The 19,936-nt window shown below is 68.7% G+C and carries 19 protein-coding genes and 1 pseudogene; 15 read left to right on the top strand and 5 right to left on the bottom strand.

Going from position 1 to position 19,936, the window contains the following annotated elements; genetic code table 11:
• Positions 1–58: 58 nt before the first annotated feature.
• The 10 genes from AQJ91_RS34765 to AQJ91_RS34720 all read left to right on the top strand — a co-directional run bounded on the left by AQJ91_RS34765 (position 59) and on the right by AQJ91_RS34720 (position 8,444).
• Complete coding sequence (locus tag AQJ91_RS34765) at positions 59–496, top strand: Cg1360 family ATP-synthase-associated protein (RefSeq protein WP_067029584.1); 438 nt, start codon at positions 59–61, stop codon at positions 494–496.
• 273 nt (positions 497–769) lie between these two features.
• On the top strand, positions 770–1,540 hold the full coding sequence (gene atpB / locus AQJ91_RS34760; protein WP_067029583.1) for a F0F1 ATP synthase subunit A: 771 nt from the start codon (positions 770–772) through the stop codon (positions 1,538–1,540).
• Between the two features lie 75 nt (positions 1,541–1,615).
• The gene (locus AQJ91_RS34755) at positions 1,616–1,852 is read left to right on the top strand and encodes an ATP synthase subunit c family protein (protein ID WP_045558932.1); all 237 of its coding nucleotides are present in this window, start codon (positions 1,616–1,618) and stop codon (positions 1,850–1,852) included.
• 40 nt (positions 1,853–1,892) lie between these two features.
• The gene (locus AQJ91_RS34750; protein WP_067029582.1) at positions 1,893–2,450 is read left to right on the top strand and encodes a F0F1 ATP synthase subunit B; all 558 of its coding nucleotides are present in this window, start codon (positions 1,893–1,895) and stop codon (positions 2,448–2,450) included.
• Complete coding sequence (locus AQJ91_RS34745) at positions 2,447–3,268, top strand: F0F1 ATP synthase subunit delta (protein WP_067029580.1); 822 nt, start codon at positions 2,447–2,449, stop codon at positions 3,266–3,268. The genes AQJ91_RS34750 and AQJ91_RS34745 overlap by 4 nt, the downstream gene beginning before the upstream one ends.
• 129 nt (positions 3,269–3,397) lie before the next feature.
• Positions 3,398–4,990, top strand: a complete 1,593-nt coding sequence (atpA, locus tag AQJ91_RS34740) for a F0F1 ATP synthase subunit alpha (protein ID WP_067029578.1) — start codon at positions 3,398–3,400, stop codon at positions 4,988–4,990.
• 20 nt (positions 4,991–5,010) lie between these two features.
• Positions 5,011–5,928, top strand: coding sequence for a F0F1 ATP synthase subunit gamma (locus AQJ91_RS34735; RefSeq protein ID WP_067029576.1), 918 nt, complete (start codon positions 5,011–5,013; stop codon positions 5,926–5,928).
• Positions 5,928–7,364, top strand: a complete 1,437-nt coding sequence (gene atpD / locus AQJ91_RS34730) for a F0F1 ATP synthase subunit beta (RefSeq protein ID WP_067029574.1) — start codon at positions 5,928–5,930, stop codon at positions 7,362–7,364. The genes AQJ91_RS34735 and atpD overlap by 1 nt, the downstream gene beginning before the upstream one ends.
• Positions 7,365–7,495: 131 nt before the next feature.
• Complete coding sequence (locus tag AQJ91_RS34725) at positions 7,496–7,870, top strand: F0F1 ATP synthase subunit epsilon (RefSeq protein ID WP_067029572.1); 375 nt, start codon at positions 7,496–7,498, stop codon at positions 7,868–7,870.
• A 127-nt stretch (positions 7,871–7,997) separates the two neighbouring features.
• Positions 7,998–8,444, top strand: a complete 447-nt coding sequence (locus AQJ91_RS34720; protein WP_067029570.1) for a DUF2550 domain-containing protein — start codon at positions 7,998–8,000, stop codon at positions 8,442–8,444.
• Positions 8,445–8,453: 9 nt separating this feature from the next.
• Here AQJ91_RS34720 and AQJ91_RS34715 read toward each other — a convergent pair whose 3' ends face one another.
• The 4 genes and pseudogenes from AQJ91_RS34715 to AQJ91_RS34705 form a co-directional block, all read right to left on the bottom strand.
• Positions 8,454–10,274: a glycoside hydrolase family 18 chitinase gene (locus AQJ91_RS34715; protein WP_067029568.1), complete on the bottom strand. Its 1,821-nt coding sequence runs from the start codon at positions 10,272–10,274 to the stop codon at positions 8,454–8,456.
• A 233-nt stretch (positions 10,275–10,507) separates the two neighbouring features.
• Entirely contained in the window at positions 10,508–11,731 is a 1,224-nt protein-coding gene (locus AQJ91_RS53950; protein WP_079085435.1) for a hypothetical protein, read from the bottom strand.
• Positions 11,728–12,037: pseudogene (locus AQJ91_RS58475) on the bottom strand (helix-turn-helix domain-containing protein); the annotation flags it as partial. The gene AQJ91_RS53950 and the pseudogene AQJ91_RS58475, both read right to left, overlap by 4 nt.
• Before the next feature lie 16 nt (positions 12,038–12,053).
• On the bottom strand, positions 12,054–12,626 hold the full coding sequence (locus AQJ91_RS34705; protein WP_067029563.1) for a cob(I)yrinic acid a,c-diamide adenosyltransferase: 573 nt from the start codon (positions 12,624–12,626) through the stop codon (positions 12,054–12,056).
• A gap of 192 nt (positions 12,627–12,818) precedes the next feature.
• Here AQJ91_RS34705 and AQJ91_RS34700 point away from each other — a divergent pair, with 192 nt between their 5' ends.
• From AQJ91_RS34700 to AQJ91_RS34685, 4 genes are all read left to right on the top strand, one after another.
• Complete coding sequence (locus tag AQJ91_RS34700) at positions 12,819–14,231, top strand: zinc ribbon domain-containing protein (RefSeq protein ID WP_067029561.1); 1,413 nt, start codon at positions 12,819–12,821, stop codon at positions 14,229–14,231.
• 114 nt (positions 14,232–14,345) lie between these two features.
• Positions 14,346–15,194, top strand: a complete 849-nt coding sequence (locus AQJ91_RS34695; protein ID WP_067029559.1) for a 3-hydroxyacyl-CoA dehydrogenase family protein — start codon at positions 14,346–14,348, stop codon at positions 15,192–15,194.
• Between the two features lie 151 nt (positions 15,195–15,345).
• Positions 15,346–15,669 (top strand): STAS domain-containing protein, encoded by a 324-nt coding sequence (locus tag AQJ91_RS34690; RefSeq protein ID WP_067029557.1) that lies wholly within the window; start codon positions 15,346–15,348, stop codon positions 15,667–15,669.
• Between the two features lie 204 nt (positions 15,670–15,873).
• A complete protein-coding gene (locus AQJ91_RS34685; protein WP_067029554.1) occupies positions 15,874–18,396 on the top strand; it encodes an ATP-binding protein in 2,523 nt (840 codons plus the stop codon).
• A gap of 92 nt (positions 18,397–18,488) precedes the next feature.
• On the opposite strand, the gene nucS is transcribed toward AQJ91_RS34685, so the two are convergent.
• A complete protein-coding gene (gene nucS, locus AQJ91_RS34680; RefSeq protein ID WP_067029656.1) occupies positions 18,489–19,160 on the bottom strand; it encodes an endonuclease NucS in 672 nt (223 codons plus the stop codon).
• 312 nt (positions 19,161–19,472) lie between these two features.
• Here nucS and AQJ91_RS34675 point away from each other — a divergent pair, with 312 nt between their 5' ends.
• Positions 19,473–19,865 (top strand): SCO5389 family protein, encoded by a 393-nt coding sequence (locus AQJ91_RS34675; protein ID WP_067029552.1) that lies wholly within the window; start codon positions 19,473–19,475, stop codon positions 19,863–19,865.
• The last annotated feature ends 71 nt before the right edge of the window (positions 19,866–19,936 follow it).

Genomic DNA, 19,936 nt, shown 5'->3' with positions numbered 1-19,936 from the left:
GGGGCTACGCTCGTCCATGACGACACCCCTGCCCCCCTGCGAAAGCGGAGTTGCCGCCATGCCGTCCAATGACGTCCGGAACCTTCTGCAGACCGCTGTGCCCACAGCGGCTGCCGGTGCGGTCGCCGTCGCCGTCAGTGGAGTGGTCGCGGGCGGTAAGGGGGCGCTCGGCGCAGCCGTCGGCGTGGTGCTGGCCGTCCTCTTCATGGGGATCGGCCTGTACGTCCTGCAGTGGACGGCGAAAACGCTCCCGCAGCTGTTCCAGGCCATGGGGCTGATGCTCTACGTCGCCCAGCTCCTGCTGCTCCTGATCTTCGTCACCCTCTTCAAGGACACCTCTCTCTTCAACGCGAGGGCGTTCGCCGCCTCGCTCGTTGTCGCGACGGTCGTGTGGATGGCTGCGCAGGCTCGTGCGCATATGAAGGCCAAGATTTTCTACATCGACCCCGACTCCGGGAAGAGCGAGAAGTCCGAGAAGACGGGGCCGTCGTCGTGAGGGGTAGGGCCGGGATAAAGGCCAGGGGGATCTCCTGCTATCGTCCGGTGCCAACTGCGGCATCGCGGGCGCGGGCATCTGAGCTGACGCCTGCTCAATCGCGAGGCTCGATGCCCCACAGCCGCCCCCACATCCGTAACACCAATCCGGTGCCGACCCGCGGTTTCGTGCCGCGCCGACACAACGAGGTTGCCGTACCCATGCGTCACGCCGAAGGAGCCCGTGGTGAGTGCTGACCAGACCCAGCTCGCCTTTGACTGGAGCTGTCGGATCATGTCCGACAACGGGTGTGGTTTTCCGGCTCCGGGCCTGCACTCATTCCTGTTCCAGCCGATCGCCGAGGTCGGTGGGTTCGAGTTCAACAAGGTGATGCTGCTCGCGCTCATCACCACCGTTCTTGTCGTCGCGTTCTTCTGGGCCGCCTTCGGCAAGGCCAGGGTCGTCCCGGGCAAGCTGCAGATGGTCGGTGAGGCCGGCTACGACTTCGTACGCCGCGGCATCGTCTACGAGACCCTCGGCAAGAAGGAGGGCGAGAAGTACGTCCCCCTGATGGTCTCGCTGTTCTTCTTCATCTGGATCATGAACATCTGGTCCGTGATTCCGCTGGCCCAGTTCCCGGTGTCGTCGATCATCGCGTTCCCGATCGTGCTGGCCGCGGTCGTCTGGATCCTGTGGGTCTCGCTGACCTTCAAGCGTCACGGCTTCGTCGGCGGCCTCAAGAACCTCACCGGCTACGACAAGTCGCTCGGTGCTGTGCTGCCGCTCGTGATGGTCATCGAGTTCCTCTCGAACCTCTTCGTCCGGCCGTTCACGCACGCGGTGCGACTGTTCGCGAACATGTTCGCCGGTCACCTGATGCTGGTGATGTTCACCGTCGCCTCCTGGTACCTGCTGAACAGCTGGATGATCCCGGCGGCCGGTATCTCGTTCGTGATGACGATCACCATGATCCTCTTCGAGCTCTTTGTGCAGGCAGTCCAGGCGTACGTCTTCGTGCTCCTTGCCTGCTCCTACATTCAGGGCGCTCTCGCCGAGCACCACTGAGTAGCACCGCCCCCAAGCCCCAGAACGTCCGGTGGCCAACCCCCGCCGGTCCAAGAAAGAGAAGGAAGAATCAGCATGGCTGCCACTGAGACCCTCGCCGCTGTCACCGGTTCGCTCGGCTCCATCGGTTACGGCCTCGCCGCCATCGGCCCCGGCGTCGGCGTCGGCATCATCTTCGGTAACGGCACCCAGGCGCTCGCCCGTCAGCCCGAGGCGGCCGGCCTGATCCGCGCCAACCAGATCCTCGGCTTCGCCTTCTGTGAGGCGCTCGCCCTCATCGGCATCGTTATGCCGTTCGTGTTCGGTCGCTAAGCCCTTAGCCACCTGACACTTTTCGACGAAAGGCACTGATGTGATCGCCAACCTGGTACAGCTGGCGGCCGAGGAAGAGCAGAGCCCGCTCATTCCTCCGGGCCCCGAGCTGCTCGTCGGCACCATCGCCTTCGCCATCGTGTTCTTCTTCTTCTGGAAGAAGCTGCTTCCGAACATCAACAAGGTTCTGGAAGAGCGCCGCGAGGCGATCGAGGGTGGTATTGAGAAGGCCGAGGCGGCGCAGGTCGAGGCGCAGAGCGTCCTCGAGCAGTACAAGGCCCAGCTCGCCGAGGCCCGGCACGAGGCCGCGCGTCTGCGCCAGGAGGCGCAGGAGCAGGGCGCCACGCTCATCGCCGAGATGCGCGCGGAAGGCCAGCGGCAGCGCGAGGAGATCGTCGCCGCCGGTCACGCCCAGATCGAGGCCGACCGCAAGGCCGCCTCGTCCGCGCTGCGTCAGGACGTCGGCAAGCTCGCCACCGACCTGGCCGGCAAGCTCGTCGGTGAGTCCCTCGAGGACCACGCCCGGCAGAGCCGCGTGATCGACCGCTTCCTCGACGGACTCGACGAGGCCGCGACGAAGGCCGAGGCGAGTCGATGACAGCGCACGGAGCGAGCCGCGAGGCAACCGCAGCCGCGCGTGAGCGTCTCGACGCGCTGACGGACAACACGTCCGTGGACGCCGGCAAGCTCGCCGACGAGCTGGCCTCCGTCACCGCGCTGCTCAACCGCGAGGTCTCGCTGCGTCGGGTCCTCACCGACCCGGCGCAGGCCGGTGAGGCCAAGGCCGAGCTGGCCCAGCGCCTGCTCGGCGGCCAGGTCAGCGGCGAGACCGCCGACCTGCTGGCCGGCATGGTGCGCTCCCGCTGGACGCAGTCGCGCCACCTGGTGGACGCGCTGGAGGAGCTGGCGAACACCGCCGACCTCACCGCCGCCCAGCGGGCGGGCACGCTCGACGACGTCGAGGACGAGCTGTTCCGGTTCGGCCGGATCGTCTCCTCGAACACCGAGCTGCGCGCCGCGCTGACCGACCGCGCCGCGACGGCCTCGGCCAAGGGCGAGCTGCTGGGCAGCCTGCTCGGCGGCCGGGCCAAGGCGACGACCGAGCGTCTGGTGACGCGTCTTGTGACCGCGCCGCGTGGACGTAGCCTGGAGTCGGGACTGGACTCCCTGTCCAAGCTCGCCGCCGAGCGCCGGGACCGCATGGTGGCCGTCGTCACCTCGGCGGTGCCGCTGAGCGACCCGCAGAAGCAGCGCCTGGGCGCCGCCCTCGCGAAGCTCTACGGCCGCCGGATGCACCTCAACCTCGACGTGGACCCCGAGGTCCTCGGCGGGATCCGGGTGCAGGTCGGCGACGAGGTCATCAACGGCTCCCTCGCGGACCGCATCGAGGACGCCGGCCGCCGTCTGGCGGGCTAGCAGCGACTCGCAACTTAATACGCAGTACGTACTTACGGCCCTGGTTGGGCCGTGCAGAAGAATCCTGGGGGTCGCCCCCAGACCCCCAAAGTGAAACTTCGGGCCCAACAAGGAGAGCAGGGAACCCAGATGGCGGAGCTCACGATCCGGCCGGAGGAGATCCGGGACGCGCTGGAGAACTTCGTCCAGTCGTACAAGCCGGACGCGGCCTCGCGCGAGGAGGTCGGTACGGTCACCCTTGCCGGCGACGGCATCGCGAAGGTCGAGGGTCTGCCCTCGGCCATGGCCAACGAACTGCTGAAGTTCGAGGACGGCACCCTCGGCCTCGCCCTCAACCTCGAGGAGCGCGAGATCGGTGCCATCGTCCTCGGTGAGTTCAGCGGCATCGAGGAGGGTCAGCCGGTCTCCCGTACCGGTGAGGTCCTCTCCGTGGCCGTCGGCGAGGGCTACCTCGGCCGCGTCGTCGACCCGCTCGGCAACCCGATCGACGGCCTCGGCGAGATCGAGACGTCCGGCCGCCGCGCCCTCGAGCTGCAGGCTCCGGGCGTCATGGCCCGTAAGTCGGTGCACGAGCCGATGGAGACCGGCTACAAGGCCGTCGACGCGATGACCCCGATCGGCCGTGGCCAGCGTCAGCTGATCATCGGTGACCGCCAGACCGGCAAGACCGCCCTGGCCGTCGACACGATCATCAACCAGCGCGACAACTGGCGCTCGGGCGACCCGACGAAGCAGGTCCGCTGCGTCTACGTCGCCATCGGTCAGAAGGGCTCGACCATCGCCTCCGTGCGTGGCGCCCTCGAAGAGGCCGGCGCGCTGGAGTACACGACCATCGTCGCCGCCCCGGCGTCCGACCCGGCCGGCTTCAAGTACCTGGCGCCGTACACCGGCTCGGCCATCGGCCAGCAGTGGATGTACGAGGGCAAGCACGTCCTCATCATCTTCGACGACCTCTCGAAGCAGGCCGACGCCTACCGCGCCGTGTCCCTGCTGCTGCGCCGCCCGCCGGGCCGTGAGGCCTACCCGGGTGACGTCTTCTACCTGCACTCCCGTCTGCTGGAGCGCTGCGCGAAGCTCTCCGACGAGATGGGGGCCGGCTCGATGACCGGTCTGCCGATCGTCGAGACCAAGGCCAACGACGTCTCGGCGTTCATCCCGACCAACGTCATCTCCATCACCGACGGCCAGTGCTTCCTGGAGTCGGACCTGTTCAACGCCGGTCAGCGCCCCGCGCTGAACGTCGGTATCTCCGTCTCCCGAGTCGGTGGTTCCGCGCAGCACAAGGCGATGAAGCAGGTCTCCGGCCGTCTGCGCGTGGACCTCGCCCAGTTCCGTGAGCTGGAGGCGTTCGCCGCCTTCGGTTCCGACCTGGACGCCTCGTCGAAGGCGCAGCTGGAGCGCGGTCAGCGCATGGTCGAGCTGCTCAAGCAGGCTCAGTACCAGCCGATGGCCACCGAGGACCAGGTCGTCTCCGTCTGGGCCGGTACCACCGGCAAGATGGACGAGGTGCCGGTCAACGACATCCGCCGCTTCGAGAAGGAGCTCCTCGAGTACCTGCACCGCAAGGAGCAGGGCCTCATGACCTCCATCAAGGAGGGCGGCAAGATGTCCGACGACACCCTGCAGGCCATCGCCGACGCGATCGTGGACTTCAAGAAGCAGTTCGAGACGTCGGACGGCAAGCTGCTCGGCGAGGAAACCCCTGCCGCTGCGGGCAAGTGACGACGGAAGGGACCTGACTCATGGGAGCCCAGCTCCGGGTCTACAAGCGTCGCATCAAATCCGTCACCGCGACCAAGAAGATCACCAAGGCGATGGAGATGATCGCCGCCTCGCGCGTCGTCAAGGCGCAGCGCAAGGTGGCGGCCTCCACGCCGTACGCGACCGAGCTCACCCGCGCGGTCACGGCGGTCGGAACCGGTTCGAACACCAAGCATCCGCTGACCACGGAGGCTGAGACGGCGACCCGTTCCGCGGTGCTGCTCCTCACGAGCGACCGCGGACTGGCCGGCGCTTTCAACTCCAACGCCATCAAGGCGGCGGAGCAGCTGACCGCCCGTCTCGAGGCCGAGGGCAAGGAGGTCGACACGTACATCGTCGGCCGCCGAGGTCTGGCCCACTACAACTTCCGTGAGCGCAAGGTCTCGGAGTCGTGGTCGGGCTTCACCGACGAGCCCACGTACGCGGACGCGAAGAAGGTCGCCGTTCCGCTGATCGAGGCCATCGAGAAGGAGACGGCGGACGGCGGCGTGGACGAACTCCACATCGTCTACACCGAGTTCGTCTCGATGATGACGCAGACGGCGGTCGACAGCCGACTGCTGCCGCTTCGCCTCGAAGAGGTCGCGGAGGAGTCTCACACCAAGGGCGAAATCCTTCCGCTGTACGACTTCGAGCCGTCGGCGGAGGACGTCCTCGACGCCCTCCTGCCGAGGTACGTCGAGAGCCGTATCTACAACGCGCTGCTCCAGTCGGCCGCCTCCAAGCACGCGGCCACCCGCCGCGCGATGAAGTCGGCGACCGACAACGCGGGAGACCTGATCACCTCGCTCTCCCGACTTGCCAACGCGGCCCGACAGGCCGAAATCACCCAGGAAATCAGCGAGATCGTCGGTGGCTCCGCAGCCCTGGCCGACGCGACCGCGGGGAGTGACAGGTAATGACGACGACAGTTGAGACGGCCGCTGCCACGGGCCGCGTCGCCCGGGTCATCGGCCCGGTCGTCGACGTGGAATTCCCCGTCGACGCGATGCCGGAGATCTACAACGCCCTTCATGTCGAGGTGGCCGACCCGGCCAACGCCGGCGAGAAGAAGACGCTGACCCTGGAGGTCGCCCAGCACCTGGGTGACGGCCTGGTCCGCACCATCTCGATGCAGCCCACCGACGGTCTGGTCCGCCAGGCCACGGTGACCGACACCGGCTCGGGCATCAGCGTCCCGGTCGGCGACTTCACCAAGGGCAAGGTGTTCAACACCCTCGGTGAGGTGCTGAACGTCGACGAGACCTACGAGGGCGAGCGCTGGTCCATCCACCGCAAGGCCCCGGCCTTCGACCAGCTCGAGTCCAAGACCGAGATGTTCGAGACCGGCCTGAAGGTCGTCGACCTTCTCACCCCGTACGTCAAGGGCGGCAAGATCGGTCTGTTCGGTGGTGCCGGTGTCGGCAAGACCGTGCTGATCCAGGAAATGATCATGCGTGTCGCCAACCTCCACGAGGGCGTCTCCGTCTTCGCGGGCGTCGGTGAGCGCACCCGTGAGGGCAACGACCTCATCGCGGAGATGGAAGAGTCCGGCGTTCTGGACAAGACCGCGCTGGTCTTCGGCCAGATGGACGAGCCCCCGGGCACCCGTCTCCGGGTGGCCCTGGCCGGTCTGACCATGGCGGAGTACTTCCGCGATGTGCAGAAGCAGGACGTGCTGTTCTTCATCGACAACATCTTCCGCTTCACCCAGGCCGGTTCCGAGGTGTCCACCCTGCTCGGCCGTATGCCGTCCGCGGTGGGTTACCAGCCGAACCTGGCCGACGAGATGGGTCAGCTCCAGGAGCGGATCACCTCGACGCGTGGTCACTCGATCACCTCGATGCAGGCGATCTACGTCCCCGCGGACGACCTGACCGACCCGGCCCCGGCCACCACCTTCGCCCACCTCGACGCGACGACGGTTCTCTCCCGTCCGATCTCCGAGAAGGGCATCTACCCGGCCGTGGACCCGCTGGACTCCACGTCCCGCATCCTGGACCCGCGGTACATCGCGCAGGACCACTACGACGCCGCCATGCGCGTCAAGACGATCCTGCAGAAGTACAAGGACCTCCAGGACATCATCGCGATCCTCGGTATCGACGAGCTCGGCGAGGAGGACAAGCTCGTCGTCCACCGTGCCCGTCGCGTGGAGCGCTTCCTGTCCCAGAACACCCACGCCGCCAAGCAGTTCACCGGCGTCGACGGTTCGGACGTCCCGCTGGAGGAGTCGATCGCGGCCTTCAACGCGATCTGCGACGGCGAGTACGACCACTTCCCGGAGCAGGCGTTCTTCATGTGCGGTGGCCTCGAGGACCTCAAGGCCAACGCCAAGGAGCTGGGCGTCTCCTGAGCTCGGAGCTCACAGTGAGCCGCGTGCTCACGCCAGAGGGGGCGGGGTGCGTCCCGCCCCCTCTTCCACGCCTACTAGAATTGACCCCAACACCCGGCACAACCGCCGGGTGGTGACCCGAGGAGCCACCCTTGGCTGCTGAGCTGCACGTCGCGCTGGTCGCCGCCGACCGTGAGGTCTGGTCGGGCCAGGCCACCCTGGTCGTCGCGCGCACCACGTCCGGCGACATCGGCGTCATGCCCGGTCACCAGCCGCTGCTCGGTGTGCTGGAGTCGGGCCCGGTGACCATCCGTACGAGTGAAGGCGGGACCGTCATCGCCGCGGTGCACGGCGGTTTCATCTCGTTCGCGGACGACAAGCTGTCGCTGCTGGCCGAGATCGCCGAGCTTTCGGACGAGATCGACGTCCAGCGCGCGGAGCGGGCGCTCGAGCGCGCGAAGTCGGAGGAGGACGCCTCCGCCGAGCGTCGTGCGGAGGTCCGACTGCGTGCGGCGACGACGCGCTGACACAGCGCGTTGCGATGACGTCACTCAGCCGCGGCTGGAACCGGAGTAATCCGGTGCCCGCCGCGGCTGAGGCAGATATGGATGTTTTTTCCGTTCCGTTACCTAGGAGACGAGGAGGTCGGTGTCGATGGTCCTCGCTCTGACTGTGTGCGGAATTGTCGTCGCCCTTGTGGTGCTGGGGCTTTTCGTCTTCGGCCTGCGCCGCAGACTCATCCAGCGCTCCGGTGGCACCTTCGACTGCAGCCTCCGCTGGGACGTGCCGGAGAAACCCGACACCAGCGGCAAGGGCTGGAGCTACGGCGTCGCCCGCTACAGCGGCGACCGCATCGAGTGGTACCGCGTCTTCTCCTACGCCCCCCGGCCGCGCCGCATCCTGGAGCGCGCCGCGATCGAGGTGGCCGGCCGCCGGCTCCCGGAGGGCGAGGAGGAGCTGGCGCTGCTCTCCGACCACGTGATCCTGACCTGTCTGCACCGGGGCACGCGTCTCGAACTCGCGATGAGCGAAGACGCGCTGACCGGTTTCCTCGCGTGGCTGGAAGCAGCCCCGCCCGGTCAGCGCGTCAACGTCGCCTAGCGAACTTCTTTACGACAGCCCGCTGTTGATGGCGTTCACCAGCTCACCATTGCTCGTGTCGCCGCTGAACTCCCAGAAGAACGCGCCGCCAAGACCCTGGGACTTGGCCCACGCCATCTTCGTACCGATGGTGGCGGGAGTGTCGTACGACCACCAGTTGCTGCCGCAGTGGGCGTAGGCCGTGCCGGCGATCGTGCCGGTGGCCGGGCAGGACGCCTTGAGGATCTTGTAGTCCTCGATGCCCGCCTCGTAGGTTCCGGTCGCCGGGCCCGTGGCCGTGCCGCCGGGGGCGGACTGGGTGACGCCGGTCCAGCCGCGGCCGTAGAAGCCGATGCCGAGCAGCAGCTTGCCCCCCTGGACGCCCTTGGCCTTGAGCTTGGCGATCGCGGCGGCAGAGTTGAAGCTGGCGTTCGGGATGCCGTTGTACGAGGTCAGCGGCGAGTGCGGGGCGGTCGGGCCGGTCCTGTCCCAGGCGCCGAAGTAGTCGTACGTCATCACGTTGTACCAGTCGACGTACCGCGCGGCGCCGCCGTAGTCGGCCGCGTCGATCTTGCCGCCGTCCGAGCCGTCCGCGGTGATCGCGGCGGTGACCAGGTAGTCGGAGCCGAACTCGGAGCGCAGGCCCCGCATCAGGTTCGCGAAGGCCGCGGGGCCGCTGGTGTCGCAGGTCAGGCCGCAGGCGTTCGGGTACTCCCAGTCGATGTCGATGCCGTCGAAGACATCGGCCCAGCGCGGGTCCTCGACCACGGCCTTGCAGGAGGCGGCGAAGGCGGCCGGGTTCTGTGCTGCCTGACCGAAGCCGCCGGAGTAGGTCCAGCCGCCGAAGGAGTACAGCACCTTGATGTGCGGGTACTTGGCCTTGAGCTGGCGGAGCTGGTTGAAGTTGCCGCGCAGCGGCTGGTCCCAGGTGTCGGCGGTGCCGCTGACGGACTGGTCGGCGGTGTAGGCCTTGTCGTAGGCGGCGTAGGTGTCGTCGACGACGCACTTGCCGTCCTTGACGTTGCCGAACGCGTAGTTGATGTGCGTGATCTTCGACGCCGAGCCGGAGGTCACCAGGTTCTTGACATGGTAGTTGCGGCCGTAGACGCCCCACTCGGTGAAGTAGCCGAGCTTGACCTTGTCGCCGGTCGGCGGTTCCGTGGTGCCGCCGGTGGTGCGCACGGCGACGGCGCGGCCGGCCGGGCCGGTCTGGCCGGCGGTGTCGCGGGCCCGGACCGAGTACGAGTAGTCGGTGCCGGCGGTGAGGCCCGTGTCGGTGTACGACGTGGTCGTGACCGTCGCGACCTTGGCGCCGTCGCGCAGGACGTCGTAGTTCTTGATGCCCTTGTCGTCGGTGGCCGCGCTCCAGGTGAGCTTCACCGAGGTGTCGGTGACGGCGGAGGCGGTGGGGGTGCCGGGCGCGGAGGGGGCCGCGTCACCGGGGACGGACGTGCCGTCGCAGCTGCCGCCGTTCAGCTTGCAGTTGGCGGGGGAGCCGGAGCCGGTGCCGTTGAAGCCGAAGGAGACGGAGGCGCCGGGGGCGAGGGTGCCGTTCCAGGACTTGTTCTTCGCGGTCCAGTGCGTGCCGGAGGAGGTGACGTCGGTGTCCCAGGCGGAGGTGACGGACGTACCGGAGGGGAAGTCCCACTCGACCGTCCAGGAGGTGAGGGCGGTGGTGCCGGTGTTCTTCACCGTCCACTTGCCCTCGAAGCCGGTGCCCCAGTCGGAGGCCTTGGTGTAGGTCGCGGTGGCGGACGTCGCGGCCTGGGCGGGGCCCGCGAGGCCGACCATTCCGGCCAGCGGGAGCAACAGGGTCGCCAGCCCTGCCAGGGCTCTGTGTCTGAAGCGCATGCTGCGCCTCCTTGTGGAGTTGTCGGGGAGGGGTGGGCGTGACTGAGCCTTCACGCCCACGGTGCCGCGAGAATAGAAAGGTCTGGACCATAGGTCAATAGGTCTGGACCAGTCACCTGCTCCTCGGCCTCCCTTGCCGTCCCCCCTGGCCCCTGGCGACTCAGACTCCCAACTCCTGTGCCAGCACCGCTGCTTGCACCCGGCTCCGCAGCTCCAGCTTCCCCAGCAGCGTCTCAGATGAGCTTAGGTTTCCTGGGCGGGGCCGGGTTTTCGGCCCGGTCCCGGTGGAAACGTGATCTCGGCTGTGGTCCCGGCCGCCCGTGTCGTGTGACGGGGGTGGCATGGGTGTGCAGGTGGAAACCTGCGCCGAGTCTGGCCCCGCGTGGCTGGTGCCGGGTGGGGGTGCTCATCGTGTGCGGTGCCTGCCCCCTGTCCCGCCGCTGGATGCGGCGGGCTGGTGACTGGGGCATCCTCCCCGCCGGACGCTTTCCACCCGGGGCATTGGCTCCGGGTGGGGCGGGGACCCTGCGTCGCTTCCTGGGCACAGGGCGGTTTCTCGTCGGGCCCGCCTTCGTCCGGTCCTGGGCAGCAGCAGACTGGCGCAGGGTCGGGGCGTGCAGGGCGGCCGTGACATCGATGGTGGGCGGCAGCCGGAACCTGATCACCACGGAGTGCCAGTCGGCGCGGGTGCGCGGATCGGGCCGCACCGGCAGGCGCACGGTCAAAACCGCGTAGCGGGCCGGGTCCTGATCGCAGCGGGCCAGCGTGGCCAGCTGCTTGTCCGCGGCGGCCAGCACCACCTGATGGCCGCCGCCCGGCGCGGCCTCCAGCTCGCACAGGTCGGCGGGCAGCCGACCATGGGCTGCCTGGAAGGCGGCGCTCTGCCGGGTCCGGGCGAGCAGCACCGAAGCCGCGACGGCCTGCCCGTCCGGCAACGCCTCCCGCAACGACTCCCACTCACTCTCGGTACGCCGCATCGGATCGGGGCCGGCCGGCCAGGTCGCCAGCACTGCATCGGTGAGCTCGGTGCGCCACCAGGCCGAGCGCAGCGCCCGCCCGGCCTGCTCCTCGGCAACCCGCCGCACCCGGTCAGGAACGTACAGGCCTTCGGGCACAGTGGCCGCCCAGCCCAGCATGCGCAGCGCCATCCACGCATTCGACGGCAGTCGCACACCCGACAGGTCCCGCCCGGAGGCGAGTTGGGCCAGGTCGGGGCGGTTCCAGTGGGCGCGGGTCACTGAAGTGCACATGCTCTCGACCAGAGCCGTAAGCCAGCCCACCCGCCCGGCCAGCACGCCGGTGTCCAAAACTTCGCCGGTGACGGCATCCAGGCCACGGAACGCGGACGCCGACGCACACGCCACCCACTCCGTCTCCCCCTCACCCAGCTGGACCTTCCGCCGCACCCCGTCACCCCGCCCGGCCACCCAAGACTGCCGTCCGATCATCGAACTCACATACACAACGCGCTCCGCCCAGAAAGGTCACGCAGCCACCAGAAGAGCCCCGAATAGACCGGAAGGATCACAGCAACACCAAGGAAACCCAAGCCAATCGGTCCGCTGTCAGTGACCCTGCTGACGTGTGTCTTCACCGTCGCATGTCCAGACGGGCTGCGATGTCCGCGTTGGACAGGCCTTCGCCAGGCAGGACAGCACCTCGCGCTCGCGGCGGGTGAGGGCGTCCAGGATCGCGGGATCGGCCGTGCTCTCGCGTACGGGCTTGGTGGCGAACTCGGCGATCAGGCGTCGGCCCGGAGCGGGATGCGGCCAAGCTGCCCTAACGCTCCCCGCCCGGCACCCACAGCACGTCCCCGACGTCCTTGTTGGCCGTCCGGGCCAGGATGAAGAGCAGGTCGGACAGCCGGTTGAGGTAGGTCGCCGTGAGGGGGTTCATCGTCTCGCCGTGGACCTCCATCGCGGCCCACGTGGAGCGCTCGGCCCGGCGGACGACGGTGCAGGCGTGGTGCAGCAGGGTCGCGCCCGGCAGGCCCCCCGGGAGGATGAAGGACCGCAGCTTCTCCAGCTGCTCGTTGAAGTGGTCGCAGTCCGCCTCCAGGCGGTCGATGTAGAACTGCTCCACCCTGAGCGGCGGGAACTCCGGGTTCTCCACCACCGGCGTCGACAGGTCCGCACCCACGTCGAACAGGTCGTTCTGCACGCGGGTGAGGACCTTGACGATCTCCTCGTCCAGGCCGCCCAGCGCGATCGCTGTACCGATCACCGCGTTCGCCTCGTTGGCGTCCGCGTACGCGGAGATCCGCAGATCGGTCTTGGCGACCCGGCTCATGTCGCCGAGGGCGGTGGTGCCCTGGTCGCCGGTCCTGGTGTAGATGCGCGTCAGATTGACCATGTGGTCAGGGTAAGCGCCCTCAGGGTCGCCAGAACGTCCGTGTGTCTGCGGTTCTGGGTTGGCGCTCAAGTCGGAGCGCCCGTGAGCGTCACGGCATGGGAATGAGAGTTCGTGTGGCGAACGGGTGACCTTTACGTGCGGCGCTCGTTGTCTGTGGTGACGGAGCTTTCGACGTCGACTGGGGGGTGTCTGGTGAAGGTCACTCGTATCGCCTGCAGCAAGAATCTCAATGCCCATAAGTACGGGCAACTTGCTGAGCAGGCCCGGCGTCTTGGCCAGGTGCGCTCCTTGGCGTGGCGGAAGTACGGGGCACTGGCTGGTGTTGGTGTCTCTGACCGGACCATCCGTGACCAATGGATGAAGGACGGCACTGCCGAGACCTTCGGGGTGCTCGCCACCGACTGGAAGGAGACGCTGCGGGACGCGGTTGCCGACATCAAGGCGAACCGTGAGGCTGCCAAGGCCTTGGTCCGGCAGACGATCCGGCGCCGCACCACTGACGAGGCCGAGAGGAAGCGGCTCTTCACCGCGCTCAAGCGCGACCAATGGGTGGACGATCCGTATCTCTCGCGCCTGATGCGCAAGCACTGGAAGCACGGCCAGAACCGGACGGCGAATCAGATCGTGGTCCGCTCCGACCTGTATCGCACCTTCACCGTGACCGAGGGCGGCGACGTCTGGCTTGCCGTTCCTTCACTGGTTCGCCGACAACTGATCGCCATCCCGTTGAACACAACGGTCGCCCCCACCGGAACACTACGGCTGATCCTGCGTGACGGCCGGGTGGAAGTGCACTACCAGATCGACGGATCCTCCCTGAAGTCCAGTCAGCGGTCTTGCGGTACCGCAAAGATCGGCGTCGACAAGGGGTACTCGGAAGTCCTCACCGACTCCAAAAGCAACCATCACGGCCAGGAACTCGGTGGCCTGCTGCGGACAGAGTCGGACTTCCACAAGGCCAAGAACGCCCGCCGGGCAAAGATTCAGGCCGTTGCGGAGAAAGCCCGGGCGGTCGGCAACTCGGCAAAGGCCGACCGGATCACCCGAAACAACCTCGGCACCAAGAAACGCAACCGTCGGCGCCGCGCCTTCGAGGCTTGCGTCCGCTCGGTGACCTTCACAGCGGCCCGCGCCGTGATCGACAAGGCGAAGCACGTGGTGGCCGAGGATCTCACCCGCTCCTTCCCCGCAGGGAAGAAGCTGGGCAAGAACACTAACCGCCGCCTCGCCGCCTGGAACAAGGGCGTCACGGCTGAGGCACTCCACAGCGTGTCGGAGCGCAGAGGTTCTGCGCTGACGCTGGTCAACGCGGCCTATACCTCACAAGTCGCCCCCTGCTGCCGGATCCTCGGCACGCGCAAAGGGGACCGGCTTCACTGCACCCAGTGCGGGGCGGTGTGGCAGGCAGACCACGCGGGAGCGATCAACGTCCTGGAACGAGACGGTGACCCCGACATCACCCTGCACACCCCGCACCCGCGGGTGAAGCAGATCATCCAGGAACGGGCCGATCGCCGACGGACCAGACTGCCGGTCCAGGACTCCAGCACCCCAGTGCGGAGAGCGAAGTATCCGAGCCAGGCAACAAAGTTGCGGCAGCAGTAGGAAGCAGACGTGACGCGCATTACTTACCGGTCACATGGCCCCTCACGAGCGCTATTCTCCGCCAGAGAGGCTTACTTAAACAGCGTGTAAGGCGTTTCAAAGGGGAGTCGCACAGTGGCACGGAAGCTTGCCGTCATCGGCGCCGGACTCATGGGTTCCGGTATCGCCCAGGTCTCCGCGCAGGCGGGCTGGGACGTCGTCCTGCGCGACGTCACCGACGAGGCACTCAAGCGTGGCACCGACGGCATCAAGGCCTCGTACGACAAGTTCGTCAGCAAGGGCAAGCTGGAGGCGCACGACGCCGACGCGGCCCTCGCCCGGATCACCGCGACCACCGACCTGGACGCCGCCGCCGACGCGGACATAGTCGTCGAGGCCGTCTTCGAGAAGCTGGAAGTCAAGCACGAGATCTTCCGCGCCCTCGACAAGATCGTGCGCGACGACGCCGTGCTCGCCTCCAACACCTCCGCCATCCCGATCACCAAGATCGCGGCGGTGACGGAGCGCCCGGAGCGCGTCGTCGGCACGCACTTCTTCTCGCCGGTCCCGATGATGCAGCTGTGCGAACTCGTACGCGGTTACAAGACGAGCGACGAAACCCTCGCCACCGCACGGGAGTTCGCCGAGTCCGTCGGCAAGACCTGCATCGTCGTCAACCGGGATGTCGCCGGGTTCGTGACGACCCGTCTCATCTCCGCCCTCGTCGTCGAGGCCGCCAAGCTCTACGAGTCGGGCGTCGCCACCGCCGAGGACATCGACCTCGCCTGCAAGCTGGGCTTCGGCCACGCCATGGGCCCGCTCGCCACGGCGGACCTCACCGGCGTCGACATCCTGCTGCACGCCACCAGCAACATCTACACCGAGTCCCAGGACGAGAAGTTCGCTCCGCCGGAGCTGATGCGCCGGATGGTTGACGCCGGTGACATCGGGCGCAAGAGCGGGCAGGGCTTCTACAAGCACTGAAACCGCACATGCCCCTGGGGCATCACACCCATGGGTGAATTCGGTATCGGTTCGCTTACAGACGGCAACCTCTTGCCGCCGAACACAGTCAGAGGTTGCAACACCGGCCTTTCACTTCCGCGGAGCACAAGACGACGCACGGGGAGCGCATATGTTCATCAGGGGCGACCACGCCGAGCTGGTCGTCGGGGGCCGCCTCGACGTCCGCAGCGCGGCGGACGCCCGTACGGTCCTGCACACGGCCGTCGACGACGGAGTCGGTGATCTGGTGCTGGACCTGTCCGAGCTGGACTCCTGGGACGCCACCGGACTCGGTGTGATCATGGGGGCCCACCGACGGGCCGGCCGCTGCGGCCGGCGCCTGGTGCTGCGCGACGTACCGCCGCAGATGCAGCGCCTGCTGGTGGCCACCCGCCTGCACCGGATCCTGGCGATCGAGGGCGGCATCGGGGTGGAGTCACTGCCCCGGGTGTGACACCCGGCACGACAATCCTCACGAGACTGTGACGTCTCGGACGGCGCGGTACCCCGGGCTGTCGTAGATACTGTGCAAAGGTTTAGGGTTCGGCTGCCCGCGATGTCAAAACCCTTCGAGCGGGCCCGGACCAGAAGCGACAGCGCGGTGTGCAGCAAGGCCGGGAGGGGCTCGGCACACGACGCTTTTGGGGGGCTTGAACCTATGGACCCGAACAACCGGGGACCCGAGGAGTACGGCCACGACGGTGACGGCGGCACGCCGCGCCCGCGTCCGCCCAGGGATTCCCTCACGTCCGACTTCGGACAGCACACGCCCGCACTCGCCCGCACGGTGCAGCTCGTCTCGGGCGACTACCTGCTCACCGTCAATCCCGTCGACGGCAGCGAGATCGAGGTCTGCCCGCCGGGGGAGCGGCCGGCCCGGCCGCAGAAGCTGGCCCCGGCCGAGCGCGCCGAGACCGACCGCGCCGCCAAACCACCCGTACCGCCCGGACCGGTCCGGCCCGAGCTGCCGCTGCTGGCCCGCCAGGACGAGCGCGAACAGCTGGTACGGCTGCTCGCCCGCGGCCGCTCGGTCCGCCTCGTCGGCCCCGGCGGGTCCGGCCGCACCAGCCTCCTCGACCTCGTCGCCGAGGACTGCGCGGACCTCGCCCCCGACGGCGTCGTCCGCCTCACCGGCTTCAGCCGCTCGCCCGACGACCTGCTGTACGACCTCTTCTACGCCGTTCACGACGCGCCCCTGCACCGCCCGGAACAGGACGAACTGCTCGCCTGCGTCCGGGAGATCGGCGCGGTCGTCGTCCTGGACGACATCGAGTTCGGCGGTGCCGCGCTCGACGAACTGCTCGACGCCACGCCCGAGTGCGCGTTCCTGATCGGCGCCACACCCGACGTACCCGCGCCGCCCGCCGACTCCGGCCTCGAGGACGTCGTCCTCGACGGCCTCGAGCGTGCGGCCGGCCTGGAGCTCCTGGAGCGTGCCGTCGGCCGGGTCCTCACCGAGGACGAGGCCAACTGGGCCGGCGACCTGTGGTTCGAGTCCGAGGGGCTGCCGCTGCGGTTCGTGCAGGCCGGCGCCCTGCTGCGGCAGCGCGACCGGCTGCGGGCCGACGCGGACGCCGTCGACGAGTACGGCGTCTTCCAGGACGTACCGCCGGTCGACGCGCCCTTCGACACCGACGGCGGCGAGGACGTACCGCTGCCGTCCCTCGGCGAGGCCGCCGGTCCCGCGCGGCTGCTCGCCTCCCGGCTCAGCGCCTCGGCGCGGGCCACCCTGCGGTTCGCCGTCGCGCTCGGCGGCGAGGTGCCGCACCAGGCGCATCTGCCCGCACTGGTCGGCGACACCCACGCGGACGCCGCGCTGGGCGAGCTGACCGACTGCGGGCTGGTCTCGCCGGTCGGCTCCCGCTACCGGCTCGCCGCCGGGGTGCAGACCCAGCTGGAGGCCGCCGGGTACGCCGACGACATCGACGCCCAGGCCCTGGCCGCCGCGCAGCACTACGCCTGGTGGGCCGGGCACCCCTCGGTCACTCCGGAGCGGGTGTGCGCCGAGGCGGACGCCGTGCTCGCCGCGCTGGACATCCTGGTGCCGGGCACCACACCGCCCGCCGAGGGCGAGGAGAACGCCACCGTCCGGCTGGCCCGCACGGCGGCGCCCGCGTTCGCCGCCGGGCTGCACTGGAGTGCCTGGGAACGGGCGCTGCGGGCCGGCGCCGAGGCAGCCCGGCTCACCGGCGACATCGCCGAACAGGCCTACTTCCACCACGAGTTGGGCGTCCTCGAGCTCTGCGGCGGCCGCCTCGACCGGGCCCGCGCCGAGCTGGAGACCTCCATCGGCCTGCGCGGCGCCCTCGCCGACAAGCGCGGCACCGTCGCCGGACGCCGTGCCCTCGCCCTGGTCGCGGACCGCTCCGGCACCCCGGTCGGCATGGGTGCGACGGCGGGGGAGGAGGTGCCGGACGCGCGGTACGAGGAGTCGCAGTCGCCCCCGGGCGGCGTCCCCGCGGCCTTCCCGCCGCTCCAGCCGCCCGACCTCGACAGCTCGACCATCGTCGTCCACCAGACGTCGCCCCCGGCCTCGCACAAGGGCCGCGGCGGCGTCCGGGGCTTCGCCCGGCGCAACCTCGTCGCGGCCGGCGCGGGCGCCCTGCTCGTCGCCGTGCTGGGCACGGTGGTGACCCTCGGTGCGACCTCCGACAACGACCCCAACAGCCCGTCCAACCAGGTCGGCGTCAACCCGTCCGCGAGCCAGGGCCCCGGCGACGACAGCCTGGGCGCCGACAAGGCGGAGAGCGACGACGACGGCGAGGGCTCCGGCGACATCGGCACGGTGACCAGCCGCCCGACCGACCCGGGCCCCGACGGCACCCTGGGCACGTCCGACGACCCGACGCCGACGGACGATCCGACGAGGCCGTCCGACGCCCCGAGCGGGTCCGGCGGTACGTCCAGCTCGCCGAGCAAGCCGCCGTCGACGCCGGGTTCGAAGCCGCCGCCGTCGTCGCCCAAGCCGACGCCCACGCCTACGCCGACCCCGACTCCGACGCCCACCACGCCGACGCCGACGCCGACGCCGACGCCGACCCAGTCCAGCCCGACGTCTACACCGTCCACGTCCGACTCCGCCAGCGGCCCGGCGTCGAGCCCGGCGGAGTCGAGCAGCTCGGCCAGCGCTCCGCAGAGCAGCGACGAGGGCTCGCCGAGCACCGCGGAGTCGGTCATCTGACACCACGTTCAGGACAAGAGGGCCGGGTCCGCACCGCGGACCCGGCCCTCACTGTCGTAGAACAGCCACTGTCGTAGAACAGCCTGCAACGGTCAGAACAGGCGCAGCTTGTCGTCCTCGATGCCGCGCAGCGCGTTGTAGTCCAGGACCGCGCAGCCGATGCCGCGGTCCGTCGCGAGGACCCGGGCCTGCGGCTTGATCTCCTGGGCGGCGAAGACGCCGCGGACCGGGGCGAGATGGGGATCGCGGTTCAGCAGCTCCAGATAGCGGGTGAGCTGCTCCACGCCGTCGATCTCGCCGCGCCGCTTGATCTCCACGGCGACGGTCTGGCCGTCCGCGTCCCGGCACAGGATGTCGACCGGGCCGATGGCCGTCATGTACTCGCGGCGGATGAGCGTGTAGCCCTCGCCGAGGGTCTCGATGCGGTCGGCGAGCAGTTCCTGGAGGTGCGCTTCCACGCCGTCCTTGATCAGGCCGGGATCCACGCCGAGTTCGTGCGAGGAGTCGTGGAGGATCTCCTCCATCGTGATGATGAGCTTCTCGCCCGCCTTGTTGATGACGGTCCAGACGTCCTCTTCCTCGCCGCTGCCCTCCTTCAGCGTGCAGGGCGGCGACATCCAGTTCAGGGGCTTGTAGGCCCGGTCGTCCGCGTGGATCGAGACGCTGCCGTCCGCCTTCACCAGGATCAGACGGGGGGCCGACGGGAGGTGGGCGGTGAGCCGGCCCGCGTAGTCAACGGAGCATCGGGCAATGACGAGACGCATGGTCGGCAACGCTACTCGACGGGCAGCAGTACACGCGATTCGCCCACCCGTCTCCCACCACCACCGCCCTCAACCGAGGCCCTTCGGGCCGCCCCTAATGTTCTGTAAGACCCTGGACGACCCGTGTTCGTTGATGGCCGATTGTGGGCCCAACGGGGTCCGTCTATGTACTCATTCTCCTGGTGCCGTCACCGTCGGTTGCTTACCGTATTAAACGGGAGGTCGCGAGGCGTGTACGCAGAGTGTTCGGTATCGCGAACTCCCCTATCTGTCCGGCAACCCCTGCTGTTCGGGGGTGCGAGAGGAGAACCCATGTCGCTCGACGTCTCACCGGCCCTACTCGAGAAGGCCGAGCGAGGCGAGGTCGACGAAGCTGAATTCGTCGACTGCGTCCGGACCTCCCTGCCCTACGCATGGGAGATGATCAGCTCCCTGGTGGCCCAGCTGAAGGTCGACGGCGGTCAGTTCGCCGACAACCAGACGCCCCCGCCGGACGAGCAGGCGCGTGGCCAGCTGCTGCGTGCGCTCGCCAGTGACGCGATTCGAGGCGCGCTGCAACGGCACTTCGGTGTGCGGCTGGCTTTCCAGAACTGCCACCGGGTGGCGGTGTTCCCATTGGACTCAGCGGTCGACGAGACGCTGACCCGCTTCACCTCGGTCCGCAGTCAGCTGCTCAACCAGTCTCCGGAGTTCAGGGACTGCTGACTGACGCAGTGAGTTGCTCGCTTGCCGCTCCGTACGCGGGAGGTGCAATCAGTACGGGGCGGCAAGCTCCC

The sequence above is a fragment of the Streptomyces dysideae genome, assembly GCF_001514305.1.
In the GTDB taxonomy this organism is placed as follows: domain Bacteria; phylum Actinomycetota; class Actinomycetes; order Streptomycetales; family Streptomycetaceae; genus Streptomyces; species Streptomyces dysideae.
The sequence above is the reverse complement of the archived record's forward strand: the minus strand, read 5'-3'. Positions and strand labels throughout refer to the sequence as shown.

Coding starts and splice junctions, on each gene's coding strand:
- nucS (WP_067029656.1), bottom strand. CDS start 19,160: ATGCGTCTCGTCATTGCCCGATGCTCCGTTGACTACGCGGGCCGGCTC.
- AQJ91_RS34690 (WP_067029557.1), top strand. CDS start 15,346: ATGTTCATCAGGGGCGACCACGCCGAGCTGGTCGTCGGGGGCCGCCTC.
- atpB (WP_067029583.1), top strand. CDS start 770: ATGTCCGACAACGGGTGTGGTTTTCCGGCTCCGGGCCTGCACTCATTC.
- AQJ91_RS34755 (WP_045558932.1), top strand. CDS start 1,616: ATGGCTGCCACTGAGACCCTCGCCGCTGTCACCGGTTCGCTCGGCTCC.
- AQJ91_RS34705 (WP_067029563.1), bottom strand. CDS start 12,626: ATGGTCAATCTGACGCGCATCTACACCAGGACCGGCGACCAGGGCACC.
- atpD (WP_067029574.1), top strand. CDS start 5,928: ATGACGACGACAGTTGAGACGGCCGCTGCCACGGGCCGCGTCGCCCGG.
- AQJ91_RS34715 (WP_067029568.1), bottom strand. CDS start 10,274: ATGCGCTTCAGACACAGAGCCCTGGCAGGGCTGGCGACCCTGTTGCTC.
- atpA (WP_067029578.1), top strand. CDS start 3,398: ATGGCGGAGCTCACGATCCGGCCGGAGGAGATCCGGGACGCGCTGGAG.
- AQJ91_RS34720 (WP_067029570.1), top strand. CDS start 7,998: ATGGTCCTCGCTCTGACTGTGTGCGGAATTGTCGTCGCCCTTGTGGTG.
- AQJ91_RS34765 (WP_067029584.1), top strand. CDS start 59: ATGCCGTCCAATGACGTCCGGAACCTTCTGCAGACCGCTGTGCCCACA.
- AQJ91_RS34675 (WP_067029552.1), top strand. CDS start 19,473: ATGTCGCTCGACGTCTCACCGGCCCTACTCGAGAAGGCCGAGCGAGGC.
- AQJ91_RS34745 (WP_067029580.1), top strand. CDS start 2,447: ATGACAGCGCACGGAGCGAGCCGCGAGGCAACCGCAGCCGCGCGTGAG.
- AQJ91_RS34735 (WP_067029576.1), top strand. CDS start 5,011: ATGGGAGCCCAGCTCCGGGTCTACAAGCGTCGCATCAAATCCGTCACC.
- AQJ91_RS34685 (WP_067029554.1), top strand. CDS start 15,874: ATGGACCCGAACAACCGGGGACCCGAGGAGTACGGCCACGACGGTGAC.